A 24339-nucleotide genomic window follows, 5' to 3' on the forward strand; every position below is an offset into this window, starting at 1 on the left:
GTCTCGTTGGTTGTCAAAGCAGGTCGGGTACGTAGCGGGGTGCCGCGGTGAGGCCGCCGTCGACGCGCAGGTCGGTACCGGTGGTGAAGCCGGCGGCGTCGGAGGCCAGATAGACGGCGGCTTCGGCCACCTCGGACGGTTTGCCGATGCGGCCGAGCGGATGCATCTTGACCCAGGCCTTGGCGAGATTGCCGCCGATCTCCTTGACCAATTTGTCGTTCATCGGCGTGTTGATGGTGCCGGGCGAGATCGAGTTGACGCGGATGTTGAGCGGGCCGAACTCGACCGCCATCTGGCGCGTCATCGCCATCACCGCACCCTTGGCGCCGGCATAGGCGGTCCAGCCGTCGAGCCCGATATGCCCTTGTGCCGAGGCCATGTTGATGATCGAGCCCGATTTCTGCGCGATCATATGTGGCAGCGCATATTTGCAGCCGCGGAACACGCTGGTAAGGTTGACCGCGATCAGCCGGTGCCACTGCTCGTCGCTCATTTCGTGAACCGGCATGCCGCCGATGGCGATGGCGGCATTGTTGACGAGAATATCAAGATGGCCGGTCTTGCCGACGGCTGCGTCGATCAGGGCGGCGATGTCGGCCTCCTCCGCCACGTCGCAATGGATGTAGTCGGCGCGGTGGCCGGCGGCGCGCAGCTCGGCTGCGAATTTTTCACCCTTCTCGTCGGCGATGTCGCCGAGGAAGACGTGCGCGCCTTCCCTTGCCATCGCCTCGCTGATCGCGTGGCCGATGCCGTCGGCGGCGCCGGTGACGATTGCGGTTTTCCCTTTGAGACGATCCATATCAGCCTCCAATGGCGCGCCGGCGCTTTGCTTCGTCGAAGGCGACGGCGGCAATGATGATCATGCCGGTGATGACCAGTTGCCACTCGGTCGGCAGGCCGAGACCGCGCAGCCCGTTGGACAGGAACTGCAGGATCAGCACGCCGAGCGCCATGCCGGTCAGGCTGCCTATGCCGCCGGCAAGGCTCACCCCGCCGAGCACGGTGGCGGCGACGACCTGGAACTCGAAATTCAGCCCGGCCGTATGCTGCGCCGAACCGACGCGGGCTGCCAGGATGATGCCGGCTACCGTCGCCAGCAGCGCGCTGATGATGAAGCAGGTGAACTTGACGCGGGGCACGTCGTAACCCGCCAGCCGTGCCACTTCCGGATTGCCGCCGACGGCATAGATCTGCCGTCCGAACGGCCGGTGCTGCATCACGTAGGCGAAGACGGCGAGCAGGACGATGGCGATGACAGCCGAATAGGGAACGACGTTGAACAGGCGGCCGTCCGACAGCGCGATGAAGCTGTCGAGCGCGGCGTCGTCTGGAATAGCACGCTGGCCGGTATAGAGATAAACGCCGCCGCGCATGATGAACATCGTGCCCAGGGTCACGATCAGCGAGTTGATGCCGGCATAGGCCGTCAGATAGCCATTCACGACGCCGATGATCAGCCCGAACAGCAGCGCGCCGCTGATGCCGAGCAGCAGAGAATTCGTGTCGTTCATGATGATGATCAGCGGCAGTGCGATCGTCGCCAGCAGCGAGCCGATCGAGATGTCGACCTCGCCTGATATGAAGACGATGGCGCAGCCGATGCCGGCTGTCAGCGCCAGCGAAGCCTGACCGAGCACATTGGTGATGTTGCGCACGGAGAAGAAATTCTCGGCGGTGAAGGAAAAGAACGCGATCACCAGGATGAGGCAGAGGAGCAATGCCAATTCCTGCCGCGCGACGAGCCGCGCCAGCATGGACGGCCCAGCTTTCATGGTGTCGGTGCTTGCCAGGCTCATCGCTTGGTCCCTTTGCGAAGCGTCATCGTCTTAGCCGATTGCCGCATTGAGGATGTTCTCCTGCGTGGCCTCGTCGCGAGGCATGATCGCGGTGAGGCGGCCTTCGCACATCACCGCGATGCGGTCGGCAAGCCCCAGCAGCTCGGGCATTTCGGACGTCATCATGACGACCGCCAGGCCTTCGCCGGCGAGCCGGTCGATGAGCGCAAAAATCTCCGACTTGGCGCCGACGTCGATGCCGCGGGTCGGCTCGTCGACGACGATCACCTTCAAGCCTCGCATCAGCCAGCGCGAGATCAGCACTTTCTGCTGATTGCCGCCGGACAGGTTCTTGACCTGCTGGAACAGGCTGGGCGTCCGGATGCGGAAACGGTCGACATAGTCCTGCACCGCCTTGCGTTCGCTGACCTTGTCGACGAAGCCCATTCTGGCGAAGGCGCCGAGTGAGGCGAGGCTGGCATTCTGGTAGACCGGCAACTCGCCCATCAGCCCCTCGCTCTTGCGGTCCTCGGTGAGCAGGCCGATGCCGAGCCGGACGCCGGTGTGCGTTTCGTGCGGCAGCAGCCGGCTGCCATCGACCGAAATGGCGCCGGAAGTGATCGGGTCGTAGCCGACGATGGCCTTGGCGAGCTCGGTCCGGCCGGCGCCCATCAGGCCGAAGAAGCCGAGGACTTCGCCGGCATGCGCCTCGAACGACACATCCTTCAGCTTCTTGGCGGTGCTGAGTCCTTCAACGGAAAGCGCGACCTTGCTGCCCGGCGCGCCGCGCTTGCGCGGGAACAGGTTTTCGATGCGCCGGCCGATCATGTCCTGGATCAGCGTGTCGTTGGTATGTTGGCCGATCGGCCTGGTCGAGACGTGGCGGCCGTCGCGCAGCACGGTCACGGTGTCGGCGATCTCGAAGACCTCGTCGAGCTTGTGGCTGACATAGAGCACCGCGATGCCCAGCGCGGCCAGCCGGCGGATGACGGTGAACAGCAGCGAGACCTCGTTAGGCGTCAGCGAGGAGGTCGGCTCGTCCATCACCACGACGCGGGCCTCATGGGCGAGTGCGCGGGCGATCTCGACCATCTGCTGCTGGCTGACCGGCAGCGATCCCGTGCGCGCCGCCGGGTCGACGTTGAAGCCGATACGCTTGAACAGAGCGGCCGCATCGGCACGGATCTTCTTCCAGTCGATCGAGCCGCCTTTGCCGGTCGGATAGCCTTCGAGGAAGATGTTTTCGGCGACGCTGAATTCGGCGATCAGCGCGATCTCCTGGAACACCACCTTGATGCCCTCTTTCAGGCTATCGCGCGGCGACTTGATGTCGGCCTCGCGGCCGCGCAGGCGGATGGTGCCGGCATCCTTGCCGTAGACCCCGGCCATGATCTTGATCAGCGTCGACTTGCCGGCGCCGTTCTCGCCCATCAGGGCATGGATTTTGCCGGGTTCCAAGGTCAGATCGACATTGTCCAGCGCCATCACGCCGGGAAAACGCTTGCCGATGCCGCGCATCTCCAGCGCCGGCACGCTTTTGTCGACAGCCACGGTTTCGCCGGGGTGAAGGAAATCAACCGACATTGGCTCTGTTCCGCACGATGTCGAGATAGGTCGCCAGGATGATGACGATGCCGGGCACCACCATCTGCAGGTCCTGGTTCCAGCCGAGGATGATGATGCCGTTGTCGATGACCTTCAGCACCAGCACGCCCAGCAACGTGCCAAGCAGCGAGCCGCGGCCGCCAAGCAGGCTGGTGCCGCCGAGGATGACGGCGGCAATCACCGTCAGCTCGAAGCCGCGGCCAGCGGTCGGCTGGCCGGCATTCATCAGCGACGACAGGATCATGCCGGCGACGCCGACGCACAGGCCGGTGACGACGAAGGCGAACAGTTTCAGCCGTTGCGAGCGCACGCCGGAGAGACGAACCGCGCGCTCGTTGGCGCCGACAGCGTAGAGATAACGGCCGAGCGTGGTGAAGCGCAGCGTTGCCGCGGCCAGCGCGAAAATCACCGCGGCAACGACCACGGGCAGCGGGATCGCGCCGATATAGCCAGCGCCGAGATCGGTGAAGCCGGCAAGCCGGTGGTGGTTCTGCACCGCCTCGCGGGTGAACAGGTAAACGCCGCCCTGCAGCATCATCATGGTGCCGATGGTGGCGATCAGCGAGTTCACCTTGAGGCTGGTGACGACGAGGCCGTTGAAAAGGCCGACCGCGCCTGAAAAGACGAGCGCCGCCAGCAACCCGAGCGTCAGGCTGTGCGTTGAATTGAGCACGGCCATGCCGATGCAGCCGACAAAAGCCAGCGATGCACCGACCGACAGGTCGACTTCCGCAGTGATGATCAGCATCGTCATGCCGGAGGCAACGATCAGCACCAGCGCGCATTGGCGCAGGATGGCGATGATGTTGGCCTCGGAATAGAATTGCGGCGCGGCAATCGAGATGGCGATGCAGAGCACGGCCAGGATCACGCCGAGCACCAGCTGGCTGCTGCCCAGCAGCTGGCCGCCGATGAAACGCCTTGGCGCAGAGGATTGCGTAAGCTCGCTCATGTCCATTTCATTTCCGGGCCCGTATCGGTGCCGTCGCCATCTGGAAACTGCCGGCCAAAACAGGACGGTCGCCCTGTTTTGCCGTTCGGCATATCCGATCCGCCGCCCTTCCCGCCGGGCGGGAAGGGCTACCCGGAATCCTTACTTCTTCAGATCGGCGGAAGTTTTCATGCATTTTTCCGGTGGCTGAAGCGCATTGACGGCATCCCATTTGATTTTGCGTGTGGTGCCATCGTAGTCGTAGAACTTCTTCCAGTCGTCGCCGTTCATCGGCGCGGTCGGGCTGACGATGTGTTCCGGCACCTCTTCGCCATTGAAGAGCTTAACCGCTGCATCGATGGCGGTGTAGCCTTCCTTTTCCGGGAACATCGCGGCCTCGATGCGGTAGGACGGCTCGTTCTGCATCGCATTGATGAAGGCGAGGCCTTCGCCGCCGGTGCCGACAGTCAAGAGGCCGTCCTGCGACTTGCCGGCCGCTTTCCAGGCCTGAAGGCCGCCGAGCGAAGAGGAATCGTTGATGCCGTAGATGATGTTGATGTCGGCGTTCTTGGCAAGAGCCGCCGAAGAGACTTCGAGCGCGCGATCGGGATTGCCGCCGCCGTCGAGGTCGTGGACCATGACCGCGTCGGGGATGATGGTCTTGAGGCCATCCATGAAACCCTGCGACCGCAGCACGGTGGCGGACAGCAGCGGCAGGCCGACATTCATCACCTTGGCTTTGGCTTCGAGCTTTTCCTTGGCGTATTTGCCGGCTTCGACGCCGGCGGTGTAGCCGGTGTCGTAGTCGCAGATCGCGACCATTGTGGTCATGCCCTTGACCGGATTGCCTTCGAGCACGACCGGAACGTTGTTGGATTTCGCCTGGCGCAGCAGCGGCACGACGCCTTCCTCGTTGACGGGCGTGATGATCAGGACGTCGACGCCCTTGGCCATGAAATCTTCGGCGGCGGAGACCTCCTTGGCAACGTCCAGATTGGCGTCCTGCACCTCGAGCTCGATACCGAGTTCCTTGGCGCGGGACTGCATGCCCTTGATGACGTTCTGATACCACTCATGCGTGGCGTAGTTGGTGACGTAGCCGATGCGCTTCGGCATGTTTTCGGCGTGTGCCGCGGCGGCGCTCAGAGCAAGCACCGCCGCCGAGGCAAACAGCATCGATTTGGACCAGTTCATGTTTCTTCTCCCTGTATTTCTTGTCAGTTGCTGAACGGATAGTCCCGCCGTTCCGGGTCGGCACGTGAAGAGGCGGCAGCTTCGCCCGCGCCCAGCGCCGACGATATCGCCTCGGCCGCCGCCTTCGTCCGCTCGAACACAGTGCTGCGATCGAAGCGGGCGGCCTTTTGCGGCAGGAAGGGGACGGTGAGCGCGGCAATGACGGCGCCGGTATGGTCGCGCACCGGCATCGAAATGTTGGTGCAGCCCTCGACAGCCAGCGAGGCGCGCATTTCATAGCCGAGCCTTGCGACTTCGTTCAGCCGCGCTTCGATTTCCGCCCGGCTGCCTTGGCCTTCGCCTGCAGCGACGATCCGTTCGACGATGCGGTCGCGCTCGGCGCGGCTCGAATGCGCCAGCAGCACCGCGCCGGAGCTCGTTTCGAGGATCGGGAAATGCGAGCCAAGGGCAACCGAATAACGCATCGGCAAAGGCGAATCGATCTGCAGCACGACCAGTGCGCTCTCGCCTTCGCGCACGACCAGATGGCAGCTCTGGTCGGCATTGGCGGCGAGGCCGCGCATCACCGGCAGCGCGCATTCGACCAGGCGGTTCACCGGCGGATGCATATGCGCCAGTTCGAACAGCTTCAGCGACAGGCGGAAGCGGTCCGATTGCGTCCGGAAAATGTAGCCGCGCTTCTCCAGCAGCAGCAGGATGCGGTAGATCTCGTGAATGGAGCGCCCCATTCCGGTGGCGATCTCGGTCTGGGTCAGCGGCTCGCCGCTGGCAGCCATGAATTCCAGTATGTCGAGCGCCTTCTCCACAGCGGGCACCCGATAGCCGTTGCGGCCGCTTTCGCCTTCGTCGACGATCTGGGCAATATCGGCGGCCATTACGCGACGCTCCGTTGCGGCTGGCCATGCCTGGTCTCGCGATAGAGCCGGTTCAGCCGATCCGCGAGCTCGGCCGCCTGCAATTCGCCGGCGATCGCCGCCGCGGCATGAGGGGCGCATTGGCGGAAGAAGCTGATGAAGCCCGGATGGGTCGGGCGCAGATAAGAGGCTTCGATCGTCGCCAGCGTCGAGGCGAAGAAGCCGCCCGAGAGCGCGTTGACCTCGGTATCCTGCCACGCCGCCAGCGACCCCGGCTGTCCGCCGGATTTCACATAGTCGCCGCGCTGATAGCCGGGCGAGCACAGAAATAGCGCGTAATCGATGGCTGCCTGCTTGTGTTTCGATTGGGCGCTGACGCCGATGCCGGCGCCGCCGAGCAAGGCGCCGGCGGATCGCGGCGTCGGCACGTCGGCGAAGCGCAGATACGGCCTGTCTGCCCTGGAGGCGTAGTTCACGTAGCCGAAGGCGAACGGCACGTAGACCACGTCGTCATGCGCAATCATGTGATCGTAGCAACGGATCGGGTTCCATTTCGGCGAGTTCGGATGCGACAGCGCCGCAAGCTGGCGCAATTGCCCGACGGCCCGCTCGATTTTTTCCCCGGCGATGAACCCGTCGCCGTCTTCCCGGGGCCCACCGAGCGTCAAAAGCAGGCACATGGCGTCAGTCGGCACCAACGGCAGCCCAAGCCATTTGCCGTCCTTCAAGGCGCGCCGGCCGAGCTCCAGCACCTCGTCATGGCTGCGCGGCAGCGGTCCGTAGCGCTCCAGGAGATCGGGGCGATACGAGGCAACCTGACAGGCGGCGTCGATCGGCAACGCCCATTGAAGCCCGTCCCTTGCGTAGGATTGCCAGGATGCGCCGACCGAATCCCGTTCGAAGCCGTGGCGCTGCTCGGCCGACAAATCGAACGGCACCATCAGCCCGCCTTCGGCAATATCGCCGATGAACGGATGGTCGAACACGACAAGGTCATAGGCGCCGAGCACCGGACCAAGCGCGCCCTCGCCGAACTCATAGAGGCTGCGGCGGTCCCATTCGATCTCAAGACCGGGATTGGCGGCACAATACGGCCCGATGCTGGCGTCGAGCGGACCCCAGCAGCGTCGGTGATCCCACGCGAGGCCCCGCAGTCTTGTCATGCCGAAATTCCTCCCAGAGGCGGCCATGCGCCGGCCCAGCCGATTAGTAGCAACTATTTTCACCTAGACAAGTAGTTTTTACATACGCAAAGCCAGTCCTCGCTTCCGCTTGGCGAGAAAGCCGCCCAACCATCCCTGGTGCGCATCGCGTTGCCGCCGGCCTGCAACCAAAGGCTGCGACGGATCTGGCTTTTTGGAACTTTCGCGACGAACATTCGTTCGGTTGGCGCAACCATCTTGAGCAGCATCATTGGAATCAGCAGCCACGTCGCAGGGAGCGGACTAAATGGACCAACCGTGGGCGGGGCCATGAACCGGTTTACCGCCTTGGCATTCGCCACGTTTCTGGCGATAACTTCGATCTGGGCACTGTTTCTGATTTCTTAGGATTTGGCTCTGGTTGCTTGGGATTTGCCGCTGGTTTTTAGGATTTGGAGGGTTCTCGACAGGTTGACCGCTTAACGATGACGTCCGCCGCGTGTGGTTCTGCCAGCCGGAGCCCCGTGCGTGAAGAAACTGTCGCCAGGAGCACACCGGCGCGCACATTCGGGGGTTGGCAGCCACGCTGCCTGCAACGTTCCATCGGTTTTCAGGAAACGGCGAGATGTCATGCTGCTGAGGGCGATCGTTCGAAATTGTGCCGCCATCCGTGTTGGCCGCGTCGGCGCGACGATGCTTGTTGCCGCGCTGCTTGCCGGCTGCCAGGGCGGCGTGCTCGATCCGCAAGGGCCGGTGGGGGCGGCGCAGCGGACGATCCTGCTCAATTCGGTCGCTATCATGCTGGCCATCGTCATCCCGACGATCGTGGCGACGCTCGGCTTTGCCTGGTGGTTCCGGGAAACCAACACAAGAGCGCGGTACCTGCCGGAATGGGCCTATTCCGGACGCATCGAACTGGTAGTCTGGTCGATCCCCATCCTCGTCATCCTGTTTCTGAGCGGCATCATCTGGATCGGATCGCATGACCTCGACCCAATGAAGCCGTTGGATTCCCAGCAAAGGCCGTTTGAGGTGCAGGTCGTCTCGCTCGACTGGAAATGGCTGTTCATCTACCCCGAGCAGAATGTCGCGAGCATCAACCAGCTTGTGGTGCCGGCGGGCAGGCCGGTGCATTTCTCGCTTACCTCGGCAAGCGTCATGAATGCGTTCTTCGTGCCTCAGCTCGGCGGCATGATCTACACGATGAACGGCATGACGACGCAGCTTCACCTGCAGGCGGATCAGCCGGGCGAATTCTATGGGCGGTCGGCCCATTTCAGCGGTGACGGTTTTCCAGGCATGCAATTCGTGCTGCATGCCGTCGCGGCCGATGCCTTCGAGGCGTTCGTCAATTCGGCGCGAAGCCAGGGACAGGCACTCGACAAGGCCAGCTACCAGGAACTGGCCAGACAGAGCATCGACGTGCCGCCTTCGACCTATCGCTCGGTCGAGCCGGACCTTTTCCACGAAATCGCGACGCAGGGCGTTCCACCCGCGCCCGGCCCCCAGGCCGGTCGCCCCGGGCCGAGCGTATCGCCCAAGGCAGGAGGCTGACAATGCTCGGAAAATTGAGCTGGGACGTCATTCCGTTCGATCAGCCTCTGCCGATGATCGCCTCGGCGGTCGTCGCCCTGGCAATCCTCGGCGTGCTGGCCTGGGTCTTCCTGGCCGGCCATTTCCCCTATCTCTGGCGCGAATGGATCACCAGCGTCGATCACAAGCGGATTGGCGTCATGTACACGCTGCTGGCGCTGCTGATGCTGCTGCGCGGCTTCAGCGACGCCGTCATGATGCGGTCGCAGCAGGCCCTCGCCTTCCAGGCGCCCGGCTATCTGCCGCCCGACCACTTCAACCAGGTCTTTTCCGCCCACGGCACCATCATGATCTTTTTCGGGGCGATGCCGTTCGTCATCGGCCTGATGAACCTGGTCGTGCCGCTGCAGCTCGGCGTCCGAGACGTTGCCTTTCCGACGCTCAACTCGGTGAGTTTCTGGCTCACCGCCACCGGTGCGCTGCTGGTCAACATCTCGCTGGTGATCGGTGAATTCGCGCGTACCGGATGGCTTCCCTATCCGCCGCTCAGCGAGACCGCCTATTCGCCGGGCGTTGGCGTCGACTATTATCTGTGGGCCGTGCAGATAGCGGGCGTCGGAACGCTGCTCACCGGGATCAATTTCGTCACCACGATCCTGAAGATGCGGTCGCCCGGCATGAGTTACCTCAGGATGTCGATGTTCTGCTGGACCTCACTTGCCGCCAGCCTGCTCATCGTCGCCGCCTTCCCGATCCTCACCGCCACGCTCGCGATGCTGACGCTCGACCGCTATTTCGGCTTTCATTTCTTCACCAATGAAGCTGGCGGCAACATGCTGATGTTCGTGAACCTGATCTGGGCCTGGGGCCATCCCGAGGTCTACATCCTCGTCCTGCCGGCGTTCGGCATCTTCTCGGAGGTCATCTCCACCTTCTCCAGCAAGCCGCTGTTCGGCTACCGCTCGATGGTGGCCGCGACGCTCTTCATCTGCATCGTCTCCTTCATGGTGTGGGTGCACCACTTCTTCACGATGGGCGCCGGCGCCGACGTCAACGCCGCGTTCGGCATCGCCACCAGCATCATCGCTGTCGGTACCGGCGTGAAGATCTATAACTGGATGTTCACCATGTATGGCGGCCGCATCCGCTTCGCGACGCCAATGCTGTGGTCGCTGGGCTTTATGGTGACATTCGTCATCGGCGGCATGACGGGTGTGTTGCTGGCGGTGCCACCAGCCGATTTCCTGCTCCACAACAGCCTGTTCCTGGTGGCGCATTTCCACAACGTCATCATCGGCGGCGTGCTGTTCGGCGCCTTCGCGGGATATACCTACTGGTTTCCCAAGGCATTCGGCTTCCGGCTGCACGAGGGCTGGGGCAAGCTGGCCTTCTGGCTGACGCTGATCGGGTTCTACGCCACCTTCGTGCCCCTCTACACTGTCGGCCTGCTCGGCATGACCCGCCGCATGCAGCATTTCGACGTGCCGGCCTGGCATCCGTGGGTGCTGGTTGCCGGCGTCGGCATGTTGATCACCACCGCCGGCGTGGTCGCGCAGATCGTACAACTCGTCGTCAGCATCCGGCAGCGCGCGGCGCTTCGCGACGCCACCGGAGATCCCTGGGACGGCCGCTCGCTGGAATGGGCCACGCCCTCGCCGCCGCCGGTCTTCAACTTCGCCGCGCTTCCGCATGTCGAGGGCGAAGAGCCCTACTGGAGCATCAAGCAGCGGGCACGCGAGCAAAACCGGCTGCGCGACGAGCCTGACTACGAGCCGATCGAGATGCCCCGCAACAGTCCCACCGGGTTCATCTGCGCCTTCTTTGCGACCGTGATGGGTTTTGCCCTCATCTGGCACATCTGGTGGATGGTGGCGCTCGGCGCGCTCGGTGCTTTGGCCACCTTCGTCGTATTCGCGTGGCGCGACATCCCCGAATACGTCATTCCTGCCGCCGAAGTCGCCCGGATCGACCGCGCCAACCGAAGTGCGCGCCGCGAGGCGCTGGCCACTTACACGGGGCCAAGGCCATGACCGCGATCGACGTTCGAGAGCGTGACCCCTACCGCCTCCATGGCGGGCACGGCCATGCACCCGGCCACGGAGACGGCGGCCCGGCACCGATCCGGATCGTCGTGGGCTACGGCTTCTGGATCTTCCTTCTGAGCGACATCGTGATGTTCTCGGCCTTCTTCGCGGCCTATGCGGTGCTGGCGGGCAAGACGGCGGGCGGACCAAGCGGAGCCGAGCTGTTCGACCTGCGCAACGTCGCGATCGAGACGGCCGCTTTGCTGTTGTCGAGCTTCACCTGCGGTCTCGCCAGCCTCGCCGTGACAGCGCGGCGAAGCTCCTGGTTCTATGTCGCGATGGCTGTCACCTTCGTGCTCGGCGCCAGCTTCATCCTGCTCGAGTTGCGCGAGTTCGCGCATATGGTTGCCAGCGGTGCCGGACCGACGCGCAGCGCTTTCCTGTCGGCGTTCTTCACGCTGGTTGGATGCCATGGCCTTCACGTCACGGCGGGGCTGCTGTGGCTGCTCACGATGATGGCGCAGATCTTCGCCAAGGGATTCCGCGACGATATTCTTCGGCGTTTCATGTGTTTCAGCCTGTTCTGGCACGCCCTCGACATCATCTGGGTCGCCCTGTTCACGGTGGTCTATCTCCTGGGAGCAAGTCGATGAGCAATGCGGACGATCGCCACGCGCAACGGCGCGACACCGATGGGCTGGAGCGCTACGACATCGATACGGCGCCGGGTGACGAATACCTCGGCGACACCGAGGTCGGATCCGGGCTACGCGGCTATGTGATCGGCCTCGGGCTGGCAACGCTGCTGACCATCGCCTCGTTCTGGTTGCCCGGAACCAACCTGATATGGGCACCCGGCATTCCGGTGGCGCTGGTCGTGCTGGCGATCGCCCAGATGGGCGTCCATCTCGTCTTCTTCCTGCACATCACGACGGGACCGGACAACACCAACAACGCCCTGGCGCTTGCCTTCGGCGTGCTGATCGTAGTTCTGGTGATCGGCGGCTCGATCTGGATCATGGCCAATCTCGACCACAATTTGATGCCGATGAATGCGACCATGAACATGAACCGCTAGCGATGTGAGGCGCAGCGCAGTGCCTCCAGCCCGGCCTTGCCCGCCGCTTCAGACGCATTGCCGGATGACGGACCGGTATCAGCTGCGCTGGCTGGAGTTTTGATTTTTGCGATCCTTCGGCGATATCGCGCCTTTCGAGGCCTTTGAGCCGCCGCCCCACTCCTGGGCTTTCCGTGCCTGATCGCCTGCTTCCTTCGGTGCCTCGGCCTTGTCGCTGCCGCTGGCTTTCTTGCCGGATATGGGTTGGTCGACAGGGTTTGATTTGTTGTCCATCATGCTTCTCCGTTTGTGCCGAACCAGGCGACGGGGTGGCGTGGCGTCCTCAAGCCCGTTCGAACGTGCCGACGAGCTCGGCCTCTCCCACGACGTGCGGCTCGGCCTGTTTCAGCACGTCGTCGACGGCAGCCTTCTCGCCGAGATGAAGCGTCTCGGCGTCGAGTGCAAGAAGCCGGAAATGGTAATGGTGGAGCCCATGCCCAGGCGGCGGCTGGGGGCCGTCATAATGAGGATTGCCGAAATCGTTGACGCCGTGTCCGAGGCTCTCGGTCTTGGCGCCGGCGGTCGTGCCTTCGGGAAGAAAGTTGCGCTGTGCGTCGATGTTGTAGACCGCCCAATGACGGAACGTGCCTGAAGGGGCGTCGGGGTCCTCGACGGCCAGGACGAAGCTTTTGGTTCCTTGCGGGGCGTCCGTCCACTCCAATGGTGGCGAGACGTTGCCGCCGTCGCGGGAATAGCGCGGCGGTATTTTGTCGCCATCGGCAAAGGCAGAGCTTTTGAGAGTGAAAGCCATGGTCTCCATCTCCCTGTCTGACGTTCCCTCATAAACAGCTACGAGCCGCCGATGTTCCGGTCGCCGCCCCGGTCAAACCGGATTGCCGGCCGTTGGCCGGAACATTCGCCGAGGAAGCGGGTTTTTCGGTTCGGACGCATCGCCGCGGAAACGGCAATGGGCTCGGCAATGGACGAAGGGCGCGACATGACCGGGCTAAGCGGTAAGCAACCAAGCGGGGCGAAAGGTGTTGTGGTCGCATTCTCCGCGCCGGGCGGCGAGACAATCTATACCCACGAGCGGGAAACCGTCGCTGCCGTTGCGCGCACGATTGCGGCGTTGAAGGGCTTTGCCTTCCGCGAGGGCCTGAGTGAGGGCGGCGGTGACGGTCGCCGACTGTATTTCGTGCCGGACGACAGCCTGCTTGCCGTCGATGCGCTCCAACTGGGCATAAACGGGCCCGACGACCTCTTCGGCGGTGTGGTGCCCTGGCGCCTCGCAACCACCAAGGCCATAACCCACGAGCTGGTGGACGGGTCGGCGGCACGGCCAAAAGAATGGCCAGCCGGCTTCGGCAGAGCCGTCGGCGCGGCCGTACTGCCCGGCTATACCGCATTTTCACGCGATGACGCGCTGCGCGCAGCGGAACGTCTGCTGCAGCTAGGGCTGGTCCGGTTCAAGCCACCGCGCGCTTCGCGGGGCCGCGACCAGCACACCGCCGCGACCGTTGCCGACATCGAAAGGCTGCTGGAACGATATCCATCCTCCGACCTGAGGGAATACGGCCTTGTTCTCGAAACGGAGCTTCGCGATATCGTCACGCTGAGCATTGGCAGAACGGCGATCGACGGAACATCGGTCGCCTATTACGGCGTGCAGCGAATGACGGCCGACAATGCCGGACAGCCCGTTTACGGCGGATCCGATCTGGTCGTCGTGCGCGGCGGATGGGAGGCGCTGGACGGGCTGCAGCTTTCTCCGGCGCTAAGTTTGGCTGTGGCGCAGGCGAGGATCTACGACGCCGCGATGGATGGCTATCCCGGATTCTTTGCCTCACGGCGCAACTACGACATCGGCCAAGGTGTCGATTCCTCGGGCATCTGGCGATCGGGAGTGCTGGAAGCCAGCTGGCGGATCGGTGGCAGCAGCAGCGCCGAGCTTGCGGCGATGGACGCCATGAAGCGCGACCCCGACGTGCAGATCGTGCATGTCTCCGCCGTCAAGCAGTTTGGCAGCACTGCCCACCTGCCGCTGAACGCAGCGATCCATTTCCACGGGGAGGACCCCGAGGAGGGTCAAATCACGCGTTATACCGTCGTCACCCAGGCGATCCGAGGGCCGGTCGGGGAGGCCGGCCGATCGTCGTTCTAACCATGTCAGGTTGAAGCCAAGCACGCCTCCGGCAGGGAACATCCGCCAATGGCCCGAGTTTGTTTCGGGCAGGCAGCAAGTCAGAGACCGGAGGAAAAAATGATCGAGATGATTGCCGCTCCCCAGAATGTCGCCGCCTTTCGTGTCACCGGCACCGTGACGGCGGACGACTACGACAAAGTCATCCCGGCAATCGAAGCGAAACTGAGCGACCACAAGGACATCGGCGTCCTGACCGATCTTGCCGATTTCGAGGACATGACGGCTGGCGCCTTGCGGCGCGACCTGCAGTATGGCCTGAGCAAACTTGGCGAGGTCCACCGCTTCAAACGTGCCGCCGTGATTTCCAACAAGCAGTGGATCAAGGCAGCCACGGAAATGACGGACGCGCTGTTTCCGCAAATCGAGGCGCGGGTGTTCCCGGAGGACGAAAAAGCCCAGGCCCTGAAATGGGTGGCAGGCGTACAATAGCGGTGTTGGGGAGTGCCATGCCGTTCGACAAACGACAGGATCCGGAAGGCCTCTGGGAGGTCTATGACAGCGAGAGCGACGAAGCCGTCGTGGTCGGCGGGTTGCCGCTTTCCGGTCTCGACGAAAGCGAAGCCGATGAAGCGATTGAAAAGCTCAATCGGGGCGATCTGACGTCGGACAACATCCCCGAGACGGTTCGGTCAGGGTGGCCTCCGACCAAGGACGGTTTGTGATGACAGCCTGACGGACGTCACCGAGGACCGGTCGCGGATCTACGACGAGGCCTTGACCCCAAGCTTGCGGGCTTTGTCCTCAAATTCGTCGCGAATATCCTCGATCGTCGGCAGATGCAGGCGCCGCAGCTGGGCGTGCAACTTTTTGGCGGCATCTGAGCTCAGGTCGCGCTTGAAATTGGTCGCGACCTCCTCGGCCGAGCCGTAATGGCGATAGCGCTCGATCTCGGTCTTCGTGGCTTGCTGGACGTGCTCGAGCGTCTTGCGTTCGGCATCGGATTTTCCGTCTGGTTTGGCCCGCATGACCGGATTGAACGCTTTGCTGATAACGAATTCGACCAGTTCCTGCTGGGCGTGAGCCATGATTGTTCTCCCTCGAAGAAGGGCTGTCCGAGCCTAGAACGGTTCATCGGGGGAAACGCTGAACCGATCACTCTTGTTTTGACGCAATTCCGAACGGAAAACCGTTTCACACTTTTCCTGGAATTGCTCTAACCGCGGCGGCAATTGAAGGTTCCCTGGCTTGGGATTTCATTGCCGCTGGAGGTCAAGGGCGAAGATCACAGCCGCGCCTTGGTGGTGCGCGGCGTTGCCAGGAGCAGGCTTGTTTCGCTGCCGGTAATTCCGGGAATCAGCCGGATACGTCTCAGCACCGCATCGAACTCGCTCAGCGTCTGGGTTCCGAGTTCTATCACCAGGTCCCACCGGCCATTGGTGGTGTGGATGGTCGAGACCTCGGAGAAGCCGCCCAGCGCCCGGATGACGCGATCGGCGGCATGGCCCTCGATCTCGATCATCATGATGCCACGCACCCGCTGATCGACCGCGTCGGCGCGTAGAATGACGGTGTAGCCGACGATGACGCCGTCTCTTTCAAGTCGCTCGATCCGGGACCTTACCGTTGCCCGGGAGACACCCAGGCTAACGGCAAGGTCGGAAATGCTGCGCCGGGCGTCGTGCCGCAAAGAGGTGATGATCTGCTCATCGAGACGGTCCATGTTTGCTCACAACGGAAGTAGATGCTGCCGCTATGGTAAGGCACTTCGACAAATTTGCCAATTTGACATGTTCATTCTGCCAGCGATGCCGGCTTCAATAAAGCCATCGTAATTGGCGGGGTATGACAAATGCATTGCACGATCGTTGGGGCGCCGATCCAGGCCGGCTCAGGCCGCATGGGCTGCGAGATGGGGCCGAGCGCGCTTCGCACGGCAGGTCTGGCCGGCGCGCTGACCGAGCTTGGCCATACGCTGACCGACCTCGGAACGATTGTCCCTGCCGATATGCGCCCTGTCGTACACGGCAACGCGGCGGTGAAGGCGCTGCCGGAAATCGCCGCCTGGACGGCAGCGATCAGCGAAACTGCCTATGCCGCAAGCGCCGATGCGATGCCGATCTTTCTCGGCGGCGACCACAGCATTTCGGCCGGCACGCTCGCCGGCATAGCCCGCCGCGCGGCGAATGCCGGTCGGCCGCTCTTCGTGCTGTGGCTCGACGCCCACCCCGATTTTCATACGCTCGACACGACGACCAGCGGCAATCTGCATGGCGTGCCGCTGGCCTATGCCAGCGGGCAGCCCGGCTTCGAGGGCTATTTCCCCCGGCTTGCAGCACAGGTGGAGCCGGCTTGCATATGCGCGCTGGGGATCCGCAGCGTGGACCTGGCGGAACGGGATGCATTGCGCAGAGCCGGCGTGACGGTCCACGACATGCGTTCGATCGACGAGCACGGCATAGCGCAACTGCTTCGCGCCTTTCTCGAACGGGTGAGCGCCGCCAATGGCATGCTCCATGTCAGCCTCGACGTCGATTTTCTCGACCCGTCGATCGCCCCGGCGGTGGGCACCACCGTTCCCGGCGGCGCCACCTTCCGCGAGGCGCATCTGGCGATGGAAATGCTACATGACAGCGGCCTCGTCACCAGTCTCGACCTGGTCGAGCTCAACCCATTTCTTGACGAGCGCGGCCGCACCGCCACGCTTTTGGTTGACCTGACCGCAAGCCTGATGGGCCGGCGGATCATGGACCGCCCGACGAGGGGGTTCTGAGCCATGACCGTCAATTTGAACATCGTCCCGTTCGTCAGCGTCGACCGCATGATGAAGCTGGTGCTTGCCATCGGCATCGAGCGCTTTCTGGTCGAGCTTGCCGCCTATATCGAAGAGGATTTCAGGCGCTGGGAGCTGTTCGACAAGACGCCGCGCGTCGCCTCGCACAGCATTGACGGCGTCATCGAGCTGATGCCGACCAGCGACGGGCAGCTTTACGGCTTCAAATACGTCAACGGGCATCCGAAGAACACGCGTGACGGCCGCCAGACCGTGACCGCTTTCGGCGTGCTTGCCGATGTCGGCAACGGCTATCCGATGCTGCTTTCGGAAATGACCATCCTGACGGCGCTCAGAACCGCCGCAAGCTCGGCCGTCGCGGCGAAATACCTCGCTCCAGAGGCCGCCAGTTGCATGGCGATCATCGGCAATGGCGCGCAATCGGAATTCCAGGCCATTGCCTTCAAGGCGCTGCTTGGCGTCGACAGGCTGCGTCTCTACGATATCGACCCGGCGGCCTCGACCAAATGCATGAAGAACCTTGCCGGCGGCCTGGGCTTCGACATCAAGCTCTGCGCGTCGGCGCAGGAGGCCGTTGAGGGTGCAGAGATCATCACCACGGTTACCGCCGACAAGCGGTCGGCAACAATCCTGACCGACAACATGGTGGGATCCGGCGTGCACATCAATGCGGTAGGCGGCGATTGCCCGGGCAAGACCGAGCTGCATCGCGACATTCTGCTGCGCTCGGATATTTTCGTCGAATACCCGCCGCAGACGCGCATCGAAGGCGAGAGCCAGCAGCTCGATGCGGATCATCCGGTCACCGAATTGTGGCAGGTGATGACAGGAAAGGCAGCAGGCCGGACGGACGCCCGACAGATCACATTGTTTGATTCCGTCGGCTTTGCGATCGAGGATTTTTCCGCGTTGCGTTACGTTCGCGATCAGCTTCAGCGGACCGGCCTTTACGAGGAACTAGACCTTCTGGCCGATCCCGATGAGCCGCGTGACCTGTTTGGCATGCTGCTGCGCGCCGAAAAAGCGACCGGGCTGGCGGCCGCCGGCAGCTGAGCTGCGATCCTGTCGGTCAGTCCTTCTTTTCCTGATACAGGCGCTCGGTGGCGCGCTCGCTTTCCCTGCGCTCCGCCGGGCCGCGACGGCGCTGCGTGAGCAGGGCGTAGGCGATCAGGATTGCCAGCAGCAGTGGACCGCCTGCAACAACGAGCAACCACAAACTATTCCCAGACATCGACCGTCTCCTTTCCCTCACAACCGGGAAGGACCCGAACCGTTCCTCCGTCTTGTTGGGAGTCGTCAGCGGGGCGCGGTGCAATTCAGGATTTTATGCCTCGGTCAGGACGTTGCACGCCTTGTCTGCACTCAGGATGTCCTTATCTAGACTCTTATCCTTCGATCACATGCACTCTCTGCGAAGTGAAGGGAACCACAAGGGCTTTCTGACATTTGGTTGTTCAAGAGACAAACGTGCAGCCACACCGGCTCCGGGGCTAGGAATACCATGCGTGAGAATCAATCCGACGTCTTCGATCTGTTTTCCGAGGTTTACAAGAATGCGGCTCAGGAGGAGATAAGCCTCCAGCAATATCTGCTTGCCTGCCGCGAGGACAAGTCGATGTACGCCTCGGCACCCGAACGGATGGTCGAGGCGATCGGCGAGCCGACCTTTGTCGATACCAGCAAGGACGAGCGGCTCGGCCGTATTTTTTCGAACCGGACGATCAAGATCTATCCAACCTTCGCCGACTTTTACGGCATGGAGGATACGATCGAGCGTATCGCCGGTTATTTCCGCTATGCCTCGCAAGGGCTCGAGGAACGCAAGCAGATCCTCTATCTGCTTGGCCCGGTCGGCGGCGGCAAGTCCTCGCTTGCGGAGCAGCTGAAAAGGCTGATGGAGCAGCGTCCGATCTATACGCTGAAGGTCGGCGGCCAGGTCAGCCCGGTCTTCGAATCGCCGCTCGGGCTGTTCGACCCCGACCGCATGGGCGACCTTTTGGAGGACAAATACGGCATCGCCCGACGGCGGCTGAACGGCCTGATCTCGCCCTGGGCGGCCAAGCGCCTCGACGAATTGTCCGGCGACATCTCCAAATTCAGCGTCGTCAAGCTGATGCCGTCCAGGCTGCGCCAGATCGGCATTGCCAAGACCGAGCCGGGCGACGAGAACAACCAGGACGTTTCGGCCCTGGTCGGCAAGGTCGACATCAGGCAGCTGGAAAACTTCAGCCAGTCCGATCCGGACGCCTACTCCTATAGCGGCGGGCTGAACCGGACGACGCAAGGGCTGCTCGAATTCGTCGAGATGTTCAAGGCGCCAATCAAGGTGCTGCATCCGCTGCTGACCGCCACCCAGGAAGGCAGCTACAACGGCACCGAGAATTTCGGCGCTTTCCCCTATCAGGGCATCATCGTTGCCCATTCCAACGAATCGGAATGGCTGCAGTTCAAGAACAACAAGAACAACGAGGCGTTCCTCGACCGCATCCTGGTGGTCAAGGTGCCGTATTGCCTGCGCGTCACCGAAGAGCGGCAGATCTACGAGAAGCTGTTGCGCGAAAGCGAATTGGCTAACAGCCCCTGCGCTCCGGAAGTGCTCGATATCCTCAGCCGGTTCACCGTCTCGACCCGCCTGGCCGAACACGACAATTCGCCGCTCTACACCAAGATGCGCGTCTATGACGGCGAGAACCTCAAGGAAACCGATCCCAAGGCGAAGTCGGTCCAGGAATACCGAAACGCCGCCGGCGTCGACGAAGGCATGACCGGCGTCAGCACCCGCTTCGCCTTCAAGATCCTGTCGCAGACCTTCAATTACGACACCGAAGAGGTGGCGGCCGATCCGGTGCATCTGATGTACATCCTTGAAGAGGCGATCAAGCGCGAGCAGTTCCCGAAGGAGACCGAGGCGGACTATCTCGATTTCATAAAGTCGGAGCTGGCCACCCGTTATGCCGAGTTCATCGGCCACGAGATCCAGAAGGCCTATCTGGAATCCTACAGCGAATACGGCCAGAACCTGTTCGACCGCTATATCGCCTACGCCGATGCCTGGATCGAGGATCAGGACTACAAGGATACCGATACCGGCCAGATCCTCAATCGCGAGGTCTTGGACAACGAATTGTCGCAGGTCGAAAAGCCGGCCGGCATCGCCAATCCCAAGGACTTCCGCAACGAAGTGGTGAAGTTCACGCTGCGCGCGCGGGCCAGAAACCATGGCCGCAACCCGTCATGGACAAGCTATGAAAAGCTGCGCGAAGTCATCGAGAAGCGGATGTTCGGGCAGGTCGAGGACCTGCTGCCAGTGATCAGCTTCGGCTCCAAGCAGGACAGCGTGACGGAGAAGCGGCATACCGAATTCGTGCAGCGGATGATCCAGCGCGGCTACACCGAGCGCCAGGTCCGCCGGCTGGTGGACTGGTACATGCGGGTGAACAAGGCGGGTTGAAGCCAGCCCGGGGTAACATATGCCGATCTTCATTGATCGCCGACTGAACCCGAAGGACAAAAGCCTCGGCAATCGGCAGCGTTTCCTGCGGCGGGCGCGCGAAGAGTTGAAGCGCACCATCCGCGATCAGATCCGCGCCGGCAAGATCGCCGACGTGGACGCCGAGCATGCCGTTTCGATGCCAGCGCGGGGTACCGGCGAGCCGAGCTTCAACGATGCCAGGAACAGCGGCAGCCGCCAGCACGTCCTGCCCGGCAACAAGCATTTCACCCCAGGCGACCGGCTGCCCAAGCCCGGCCAGGGCGGCGGCATGGGATCAGCCCCGGGAAGAACCGAATCGGAGGACGATTTCCGTTTCGTGCTGTCGCGCGAAGAGGTTCTCGACCTCTTTTTCGAAGACCTCGAACTGCCGGACATGGTCAAGCTCAACCTCAAGGAGATCCTCGCTTTCAAGCCGCGCCGGGCCGGCTTCGCCGCGACCGGCTCGCCGACCAACATCAATGTCGGGCGCACAATGCGCAATAGCCATGGCCGCCGCATAGCACTCAGGCGCCCCAAGCAGGAGGAACTCGACGCAATCGCGCAGGAGATCACGTCGCTGGAGGCGAAGCCGCAGAACGCCGAGAGGCGCCAGCGCATCGTGGCGCTGCAGGAAGAGCTTGAGCGACTGGAGCGCCGCCGCAAGCGAATCGCCTATGTCGACCCGGTCGACATCCGCTTCAACCGCTTCGACGCCCAGCCGGTGCCGAATGCCAATGCGGTGATGTTCTGCCTGATGGACGTGTCCGGCTCGATGGGCGAACGCGAGAAGGATCTGGCCAAGCGCTTCTTCGTGCTGCTGCACCTGTTCCTGAAACGGCGCTACGACCGGACCGAGGTGGTCTTCATCCGCCACACGCACGAGGCGCAGGAGGTGGACGAGGAGACCTTTTTCTACAACACCCAGAGCGGCGGCACGGTGGTTTCCACGGCGCTCGAGGAGATGCACCGCATCGTCGAGCAGCGCTATCCCAGCCGCGAATGGAACATCTATGTCGCCCAGGCCTCGGACGGCGACAATTTCGTCACCGATTCGGAGCGCTGCATCACCCTGCTCGACGAACAGATCATGCGGCTTTGCCAGTATTTTGCCTACGTCGAGATCCTCGACGAGCGCGAGAGCCACATCTTCGGCGCCACCGACAACGGCACGTCGCTGTGGCGTGCCTACAGTGCGGTCAAGCTGAGGTGGTCGAACTTCCAGATGAGCCGCATCGCCACGGCGGCCGACATCTACCCGGTTTTCCGCCAGCTCTTCGCCAGACAGCCGGGTTATCAAAAGAGCGGTGAAAGAGGGGGCTGATGGCGAGCAGATCCGGGTTGTTGTTTTCCGGTTCCGACTGGGATTTCAGGACGCTGTCGCGCGCCTACGAGACCATCGAGGCGATCGCCACCGAAGAGCTCCACCTCGACGTCTATCCGGTACAGATGGAGATAATCTCGTCCGAACAGATGCTCGACGCCTATTCCTCGGTCGGCATGCCGCTGATGTACCGGCACTGGTCGTTCGGCAAGCACTACCTCTACCAGGAATTGCTCTATCGCAAAGGCGGACGGGGGCTCGCCTATGAACTCGTCATCAATTCCAATCCCTGCATCGTCTATCTGATGGAAGAAAACACCATGGCCTTGCAGGCCCTGGTGACGGCGCACGCGGCACTCGGCCATAACCATTTCTTCAAGAACAATTATCTGTTCCAGCAGTGGACGGACGCCAGCGCCATCCTCAGCTATCTCGACTTCGCCAAGGGCTACATTGCCCGCTGCGAGGAGCGGCATGGCGTCGATGCGGTGGAAGAGATCCTCGATGCCGCACATGCGCTGATGGAGCAGGGCGTGTTCAGATATCACCGGCCGCCGAAGCTGTCGTCGGAAAAGCAGCGCGAGGGCGTTCGCGAGCGCCTGGAATACGAGGAGCGTTCCTACAACGACCTATGGCGCACGCTGCCGCCTTCGAAGGACGGCGCCAAGCCCCGCGAGACGGACATCATGGCGGAGCGCAAGAAATCGCTCAAGCTGCCCGAGGAAAACCTGCTTTATTTCCTGGAGAAGAACAGCCTGATCCTGGAACCGTGGCAGCGTGAGGTCATCCGGATTGTCCGCGTCATCGCGCAGTATTTCTATCCGCAGCGCCAAACGCAGGTGATGAACGAGGGCTGCGCCACCTTCGTGCATTACACGCTGATGAACCTTTTGTTCGACCGCGGCCTGATCGGCGAAGGTGCCATGCTGGAGATCCTGCGCAACCATTCGAACGTGATCTTCCAGCCGGGCTTCGACGATCCGCGCTTTTCCGGTATCAACCCTTACGCGCTGGGCCTCGACATGATGCAGGACATCCAGCGCATCTCGACCGCGCCGACTGCCGAGGACCGCGACTGGTTTCCCGATATCGCCGGCAATGGCGACTGGCGCCAGACCCTGCTGGACGCCTGGGCCAACCATCGCGACGAGTCCTTCATCCGCCAGTATCTGAGCCCTACCCTGATCCGGAAATGGCGGTTCTTTGTGCTTGCCGATGCGGCCAACGATCCGCACTACGAAGTCGCCTCGATACACAATGAGCGCGGCTACGAGAGCATCCGCGCCGCACTCGCCCACAGCTACGATATCGGCGCCAGCCGGCCGGACATCCAGGTGGTGGACGTGGACCTGCTCGGCGACCGGCATCTGCGCCTGCAGCATAAGGTCAAGGACGGCATAGTGCTGGAAGGCGGCAGCCGCGACGCCACACTGCGGCATATCCGCAAGCTCTGGGGCTACGAGGTCAGCATGGTCGCGGTCGACGCGCAGACCGGCGCCACAGTCCACGAACGGTCGACCAGCCAGATTGGGGAATGACCGAACCGGACTTGCCGGCGAAGTCGGGTGTCGTTGCCTTTACCGGATCACCAACCACCCTATCTACGCGCGCACCACGAGGGCATGGTCGGGAGCAGGAACATGCGCGCATTGACGATCGCCACGCTTCTGTTGGTCGCCGTGTCGATGGCGCTCTCGCTCGCGCACGCTCTGGAATTGCCCGGCAAGTTGCGCCTCAAGGAGGCCACCTACAGATCAGTGCAGGCGATCTACTATCCCGGCTTCACGATCGGCGGGTTCGCCGAGATCGGCGGCATCATTGCACTCGCCGTCCTGCTTTACCTGACGCCCTATCCAAGCGCCCGATTCTGGTGGACCTTGGCGGCGCTTGTCTTCCTGCTGGCGGAGCACGCGACCTATTGGTTGGTCACGCACCCCGTCAATAATTTCTGGGTGCAAGACACTGCCCTGCCGAAATCCGCCGCGACGTTCTTTTCAATGTTCTCTCGAAAGCAGACCGGCGACTGGAGAGATTTGCGCAGCGTCTGGGAGGCTTCGCATGTCGCCAGGGCAGGCCTGGCGATGCTGAGCCTCGTCTCAATTGCTGTCGCCGCGACATTTTTTGCCGAATAGCCCCAGGGATCGAGACGGCGCCCTCGTCCGCCAATTTTGCGGCCACGAACGCTGCATCCGTCAGATCAGGGAACGGACCCGGCGCCGTATTGTCTTAACGTCAAGCGATCCGGCCGTTCAGCGGTCGGCGCGATGCTTGTTGTGGGCGCTTTCCTGGTGCTCGCCGCGGATGATGTTGCGATCGTCGGGATCGGCAATATCCTTCGGGTCCGATCTGAGCTCGGCACCGCGCCGGAACGCCTCGCGCTCTTGCCTGGTCTTTTTCAAATCCGCTTCCGCGTCGAAATCCTTGCCGGCGTTTTTCGTGTTCTCGCGCTCTTCGATGATGCGCAATTGCTGCTCATGAGTCTTTTTTCCGGCCATCG

General features: G+C 62.6%; 26 protein-coding genes. 13 read left to right on the forward strand and 13 right to left on the reverse strand.

The features are described 5' to 3' along the window. Positions 1 to 13: 13 nt before the first annotated feature. The 7 genes from NKI72_RS17205 to NKI72_RS17235 form a co-directional block, all read right to left on the reverse strand. Entirely contained in the window at positions 14 to 799 is a 786-nt protein-coding gene (locus NKI72_RS17205) for an SDR family NAD(P)-dependent oxidoreductase (protein WP_023677038.1), read from the reverse strand. Between the two features lies 1 nt (position 800). Next, positions 801 to 1796: an ABC transporter permease gene (locus tag NKI72_RS17210; RefSeq protein ID WP_352836141.1), complete on the reverse strand. Its 996-nt coding sequence runs from the start codon at positions 1794 to 1796 to the stop codon at positions 801 to 803. A gap of 30 nt (positions 1797 to 1826) precedes the next feature. After that, a complete protein-coding gene (locus NKI72_RS17215; RefSeq protein WP_352615123.1) occupies positions 1827 to 3359 on the reverse strand; it encodes a sugar ABC transporter ATP-binding protein in 1533 nt (510 codons plus the stop codon). Continuing rightward, positions 3349 to 4332 carry an ABC transporter permease gene (locus NKI72_RS17220; protein ID WP_352539886.1) on the reverse strand — a complete coding sequence of 328 codons (984 nt, stop codon included), beginning with the start codon at positions 4330 to 4332 and terminating at the stop codon, positions 3349 to 3351. Before NKI72_RS17220 ends, NKI72_RS17215 begins: the two co-directional genes overlap by 11 nt. Before the next feature lie 141 nt (positions 4333 to 4473). After that, positions 4474 to 5505, reverse strand: a complete 1032-nt coding sequence (locus NKI72_RS17225; protein WP_352473034.1) for a sugar ABC transporter substrate-binding protein — start codon at positions 5503 to 5505, stop codon at positions 4474 to 4476. A gap of 23 nt (positions 5506 to 5528) precedes the next feature. Next, positions 5529 to 6380: an IclR family transcriptional regulator gene (locus NKI72_RS17230; RefSeq protein ID WP_352615125.1), complete on the reverse strand. Its 852-nt coding sequence runs from the start codon at positions 6378 to 6380 to the stop codon at positions 5529 to 5531. After that, on the reverse strand, positions 6380 to 7522 hold the full coding sequence (locus tag NKI72_RS17235) for an ABC transporter substrate-binding protein (RefSeq protein ID WP_352615127.1): 1143 nt from the start codon (positions 7520 to 7522) through the stop codon (positions 6380 to 6382). Before NKI72_RS17235 ends, NKI72_RS17230 begins: the two co-directional genes overlap by 1 nt. Before the next feature lie 609 nt (positions 7523 to 8131). Here NKI72_RS17235 and cyoA point away from each other — a divergent pair. Genes cyoA through cyoD form a run of 4 tightly spaced genes read left to right on the forward strand, consistent with a single transcriptional unit; the run spans position 8132 to position 12136 of the window. Next, entirely contained in the window at positions 8132 to 9055 is a 924-nt protein-coding gene (cyoA, locus tag NKI72_RS17240; protein ID WP_352539884.1) for a ubiquinol oxidase subunit II, read from the forward strand. A 2-nt stretch (positions 9056 to 9057) separates the two neighbouring features. Next, positions 9058 to 11064 (forward strand): cytochrome o ubiquinol oxidase subunit I, encoded by a 2007-nt coding sequence (gene cyoB, locus NKI72_RS17245; RefSeq protein ID WP_352836144.1) that lies wholly within the window; start codon positions 9058 to 9060, stop codon positions 11062 to 11064. Further along, the gene (gene cyoC / locus NKI72_RS17250; RefSeq protein WP_352449535.1) at positions 11061 to 11711 is read left to right on the forward strand and encodes a cytochrome o ubiquinol oxidase subunit III; all 651 of its coding nucleotides are present in this window, start codon (positions 11061 to 11063) and stop codon (positions 11709 to 11711) included. The genes cyoB and cyoC overlap by 4 nt, the downstream gene beginning before the upstream one ends. Further along, on the forward strand, positions 11708 to 12136 hold the full coding sequence (cyoD, locus tag NKI72_RS17255; protein WP_352769325.1) for a cytochrome o ubiquinol oxidase subunit IV: 429 nt from the start codon (positions 11708 to 11710) through the stop codon (positions 12134 to 12136). Before cyoC ends, cyoD begins: the two co-directional genes overlap by 4 nt. Positions 12137 to 12214: 78 nt before the next feature. On the opposite strand, the gene NKI72_RS17260 is transcribed toward cyoD, so the two are convergent. Together NKI72_RS17260 and NKI72_RS17265 are read right to left on the reverse strand one after the other, a co-directional pair. Then, complete coding sequence (locus NKI72_RS17260; RefSeq protein ID WP_352836147.1) at positions 12215 to 12412, reverse strand: hypothetical protein; 198 nt, start codon at positions 12410 to 12412, stop codon at positions 12215 to 12217. Between the two features lie 46 nt (positions 12413 to 12458). After that, complete coding sequence (locus NKI72_RS17265) at positions 12459 to 12926, reverse strand: YbhB/YbcL family Raf kinase inhibitor-like protein (protein WP_352836149.1); 468 nt, start codon at positions 12924 to 12926, stop codon at positions 12459 to 12461. Between the two features lie 168 nt (positions 12927 to 13094). Here NKI72_RS17265 and NKI72_RS17270 point away from each other — a divergent pair, with 168 nt between their 5' ends. The 3 genes from NKI72_RS17270 to NKI72_RS17280 all read left to right on the forward strand — a co-directional run bounded on the left by NKI72_RS17270 (position 13095) and on the right by NKI72_RS17280 (position 14980). Beyond that, positions 13095 to 14276, forward strand: a complete 1182-nt coding sequence (locus NKI72_RS17270; RefSeq protein ID WP_352836152.1) for a DUF3182 family protein — start codon at positions 13095 to 13097, stop codon at positions 14274 to 14276. Positions 14277 to 14375: 99 nt separating this feature from the next. Beyond that, positions 14376 to 14747, forward strand: coding sequence for a SpoIIAA family protein (locus tag NKI72_RS17275; protein ID WP_352539879.1), 372 nt, complete (start codon positions 14376 to 14378; stop codon positions 14745 to 14747). Between the two features lie 17 nt (positions 14748 to 14764). After that, positions 14765 to 14980, forward strand: a complete 216-nt coding sequence (locus tag NKI72_RS17280) for a hypothetical protein (RefSeq protein ID WP_352473044.1) — start codon at positions 14765 to 14767, stop codon at positions 14978 to 14980. 39 nt (positions 14981 to 15019) lie between these two features. On the opposite strand, the gene NKI72_RS17285 is transcribed toward NKI72_RS17280, so the two are convergent. Both NKI72_RS17285 and NKI72_RS17290 read right to left on the reverse strand, forming a co-directional pair. Then, positions 15020 to 15343, reverse strand: coding sequence for a hypothetical protein (locus NKI72_RS17285; protein ID WP_352539878.1), 324 nt, complete (start codon positions 15341 to 15343; stop codon positions 15020 to 15022). Between the two features lie 197 nt (positions 15344 to 15540). Further along, the gene (locus NKI72_RS17290) at positions 15541 to 15978 is read right to left on the reverse strand and encodes an Lrp/AsnC family transcriptional regulator (protein WP_352449541.1); all 438 of its coding nucleotides are present in this window, start codon (positions 15976 to 15978) and stop codon (positions 15541 to 15543) included. 129 nt (positions 15979 to 16107) lie between these two features. Between NKI72_RS17290 and rocF the strand changes: the two genes are divergently transcribed. Both rocF and ocd read left to right on the forward strand, forming a co-directional pair. Beyond that, the gene (gene rocF / locus NKI72_RS17295; protein WP_352473047.1) at positions 16108 to 17028 is read left to right on the forward strand and encodes an arginase; all 921 of its coding nucleotides are present in this window, start codon (positions 16108 to 16110) and stop codon (positions 17026 to 17028) included. Positions 17029 to 17031: 3 nt separating this feature from the next. Then, the gene (ocd, locus tag NKI72_RS17300) at positions 17032 to 18102 is read left to right on the forward strand and encodes an ornithine cyclodeaminase (RefSeq protein WP_352834193.1); all 1071 of its coding nucleotides are present in this window, start codon (positions 17032 to 17034) and stop codon (positions 18100 to 18102) included. Positions 18103 to 18118: 16 nt separating this feature from the next. Here the strand turns inward: ocd and NKI72_RS17305 are convergent, their stop codons facing one another. After that, positions 18119 to 18280, reverse strand: a complete 162-nt coding sequence (locus tag NKI72_RS17305; protein ID WP_292655465.1) for a hypothetical protein — start codon at positions 18278 to 18280, stop codon at positions 18119 to 18121. Positions 18281 to 18550: 270 nt separating this feature from the next. Between NKI72_RS17305 and NKI72_RS17310 the strand changes: the two genes are divergently transcribed. The 4 genes from NKI72_RS17310 (at position 18551) to NKI72_RS17325 (ending at position 23974) form a co-directional block, all read left to right on the forward strand. After that, positions 18551 to 20500, forward strand: coding sequence for a PrkA family serine protein kinase (locus tag NKI72_RS17310; protein WP_352449545.1), 1950 nt, complete (start codon positions 18551 to 18553; stop codon positions 20498 to 20500). Between the two features lie 19 nt (positions 20501 to 20519). Beyond that, a complete protein-coding gene (locus tag NKI72_RS17315) occupies positions 20520 to 21842 on the forward strand; it encodes a YeaH/YhbH family protein (protein ID WP_352473049.1) in 1323 nt (440 codons plus the stop codon). Next, positions 21842 to 23380 carry a SpoVR family protein gene (locus NKI72_RS17320; protein ID WP_352473050.1) on the forward strand — a complete coding sequence of 513 codons (1539 nt, stop codon included), beginning with the start codon at positions 21842 to 21844 and terminating at the stop codon, positions 23378 to 23380. Before NKI72_RS17315 ends, NKI72_RS17320 begins: the two co-directional genes overlap by 1 nt. A 102-nt stretch (positions 23381 to 23482) precedes the next feature. Then, positions 23483 to 23974: a DUF1772 domain-containing protein gene (locus NKI72_RS17325; RefSeq protein WP_352614277.1), complete on the forward strand. Its 492-nt coding sequence runs from the start codon at positions 23483 to 23485 to the stop codon at positions 23972 to 23974. A 117-nt stretch (positions 23975 to 24091) separates the two neighbouring features. Here NKI72_RS17325 and NKI72_RS17330 read toward each other — a convergent pair whose 3' ends face one another. Next, positions 24092 to 24337, reverse strand: coding sequence for a hypothetical protein (locus NKI72_RS17330; protein ID WP_023720508.1), 246 nt, complete (start codon positions 24335 to 24337; stop codon positions 24092 to 24094). Positions 24338 to 24339: the final 2 nt, after the last annotated feature.

This window comes from Mesorhizobium sp. M0437 (assembly GCF_040321335.1).
GTDB lineage: Bacteria > Pseudomonadota > Alphaproteobacteria > Rhizobiales > Rhizobiaceae > Mesorhizobium.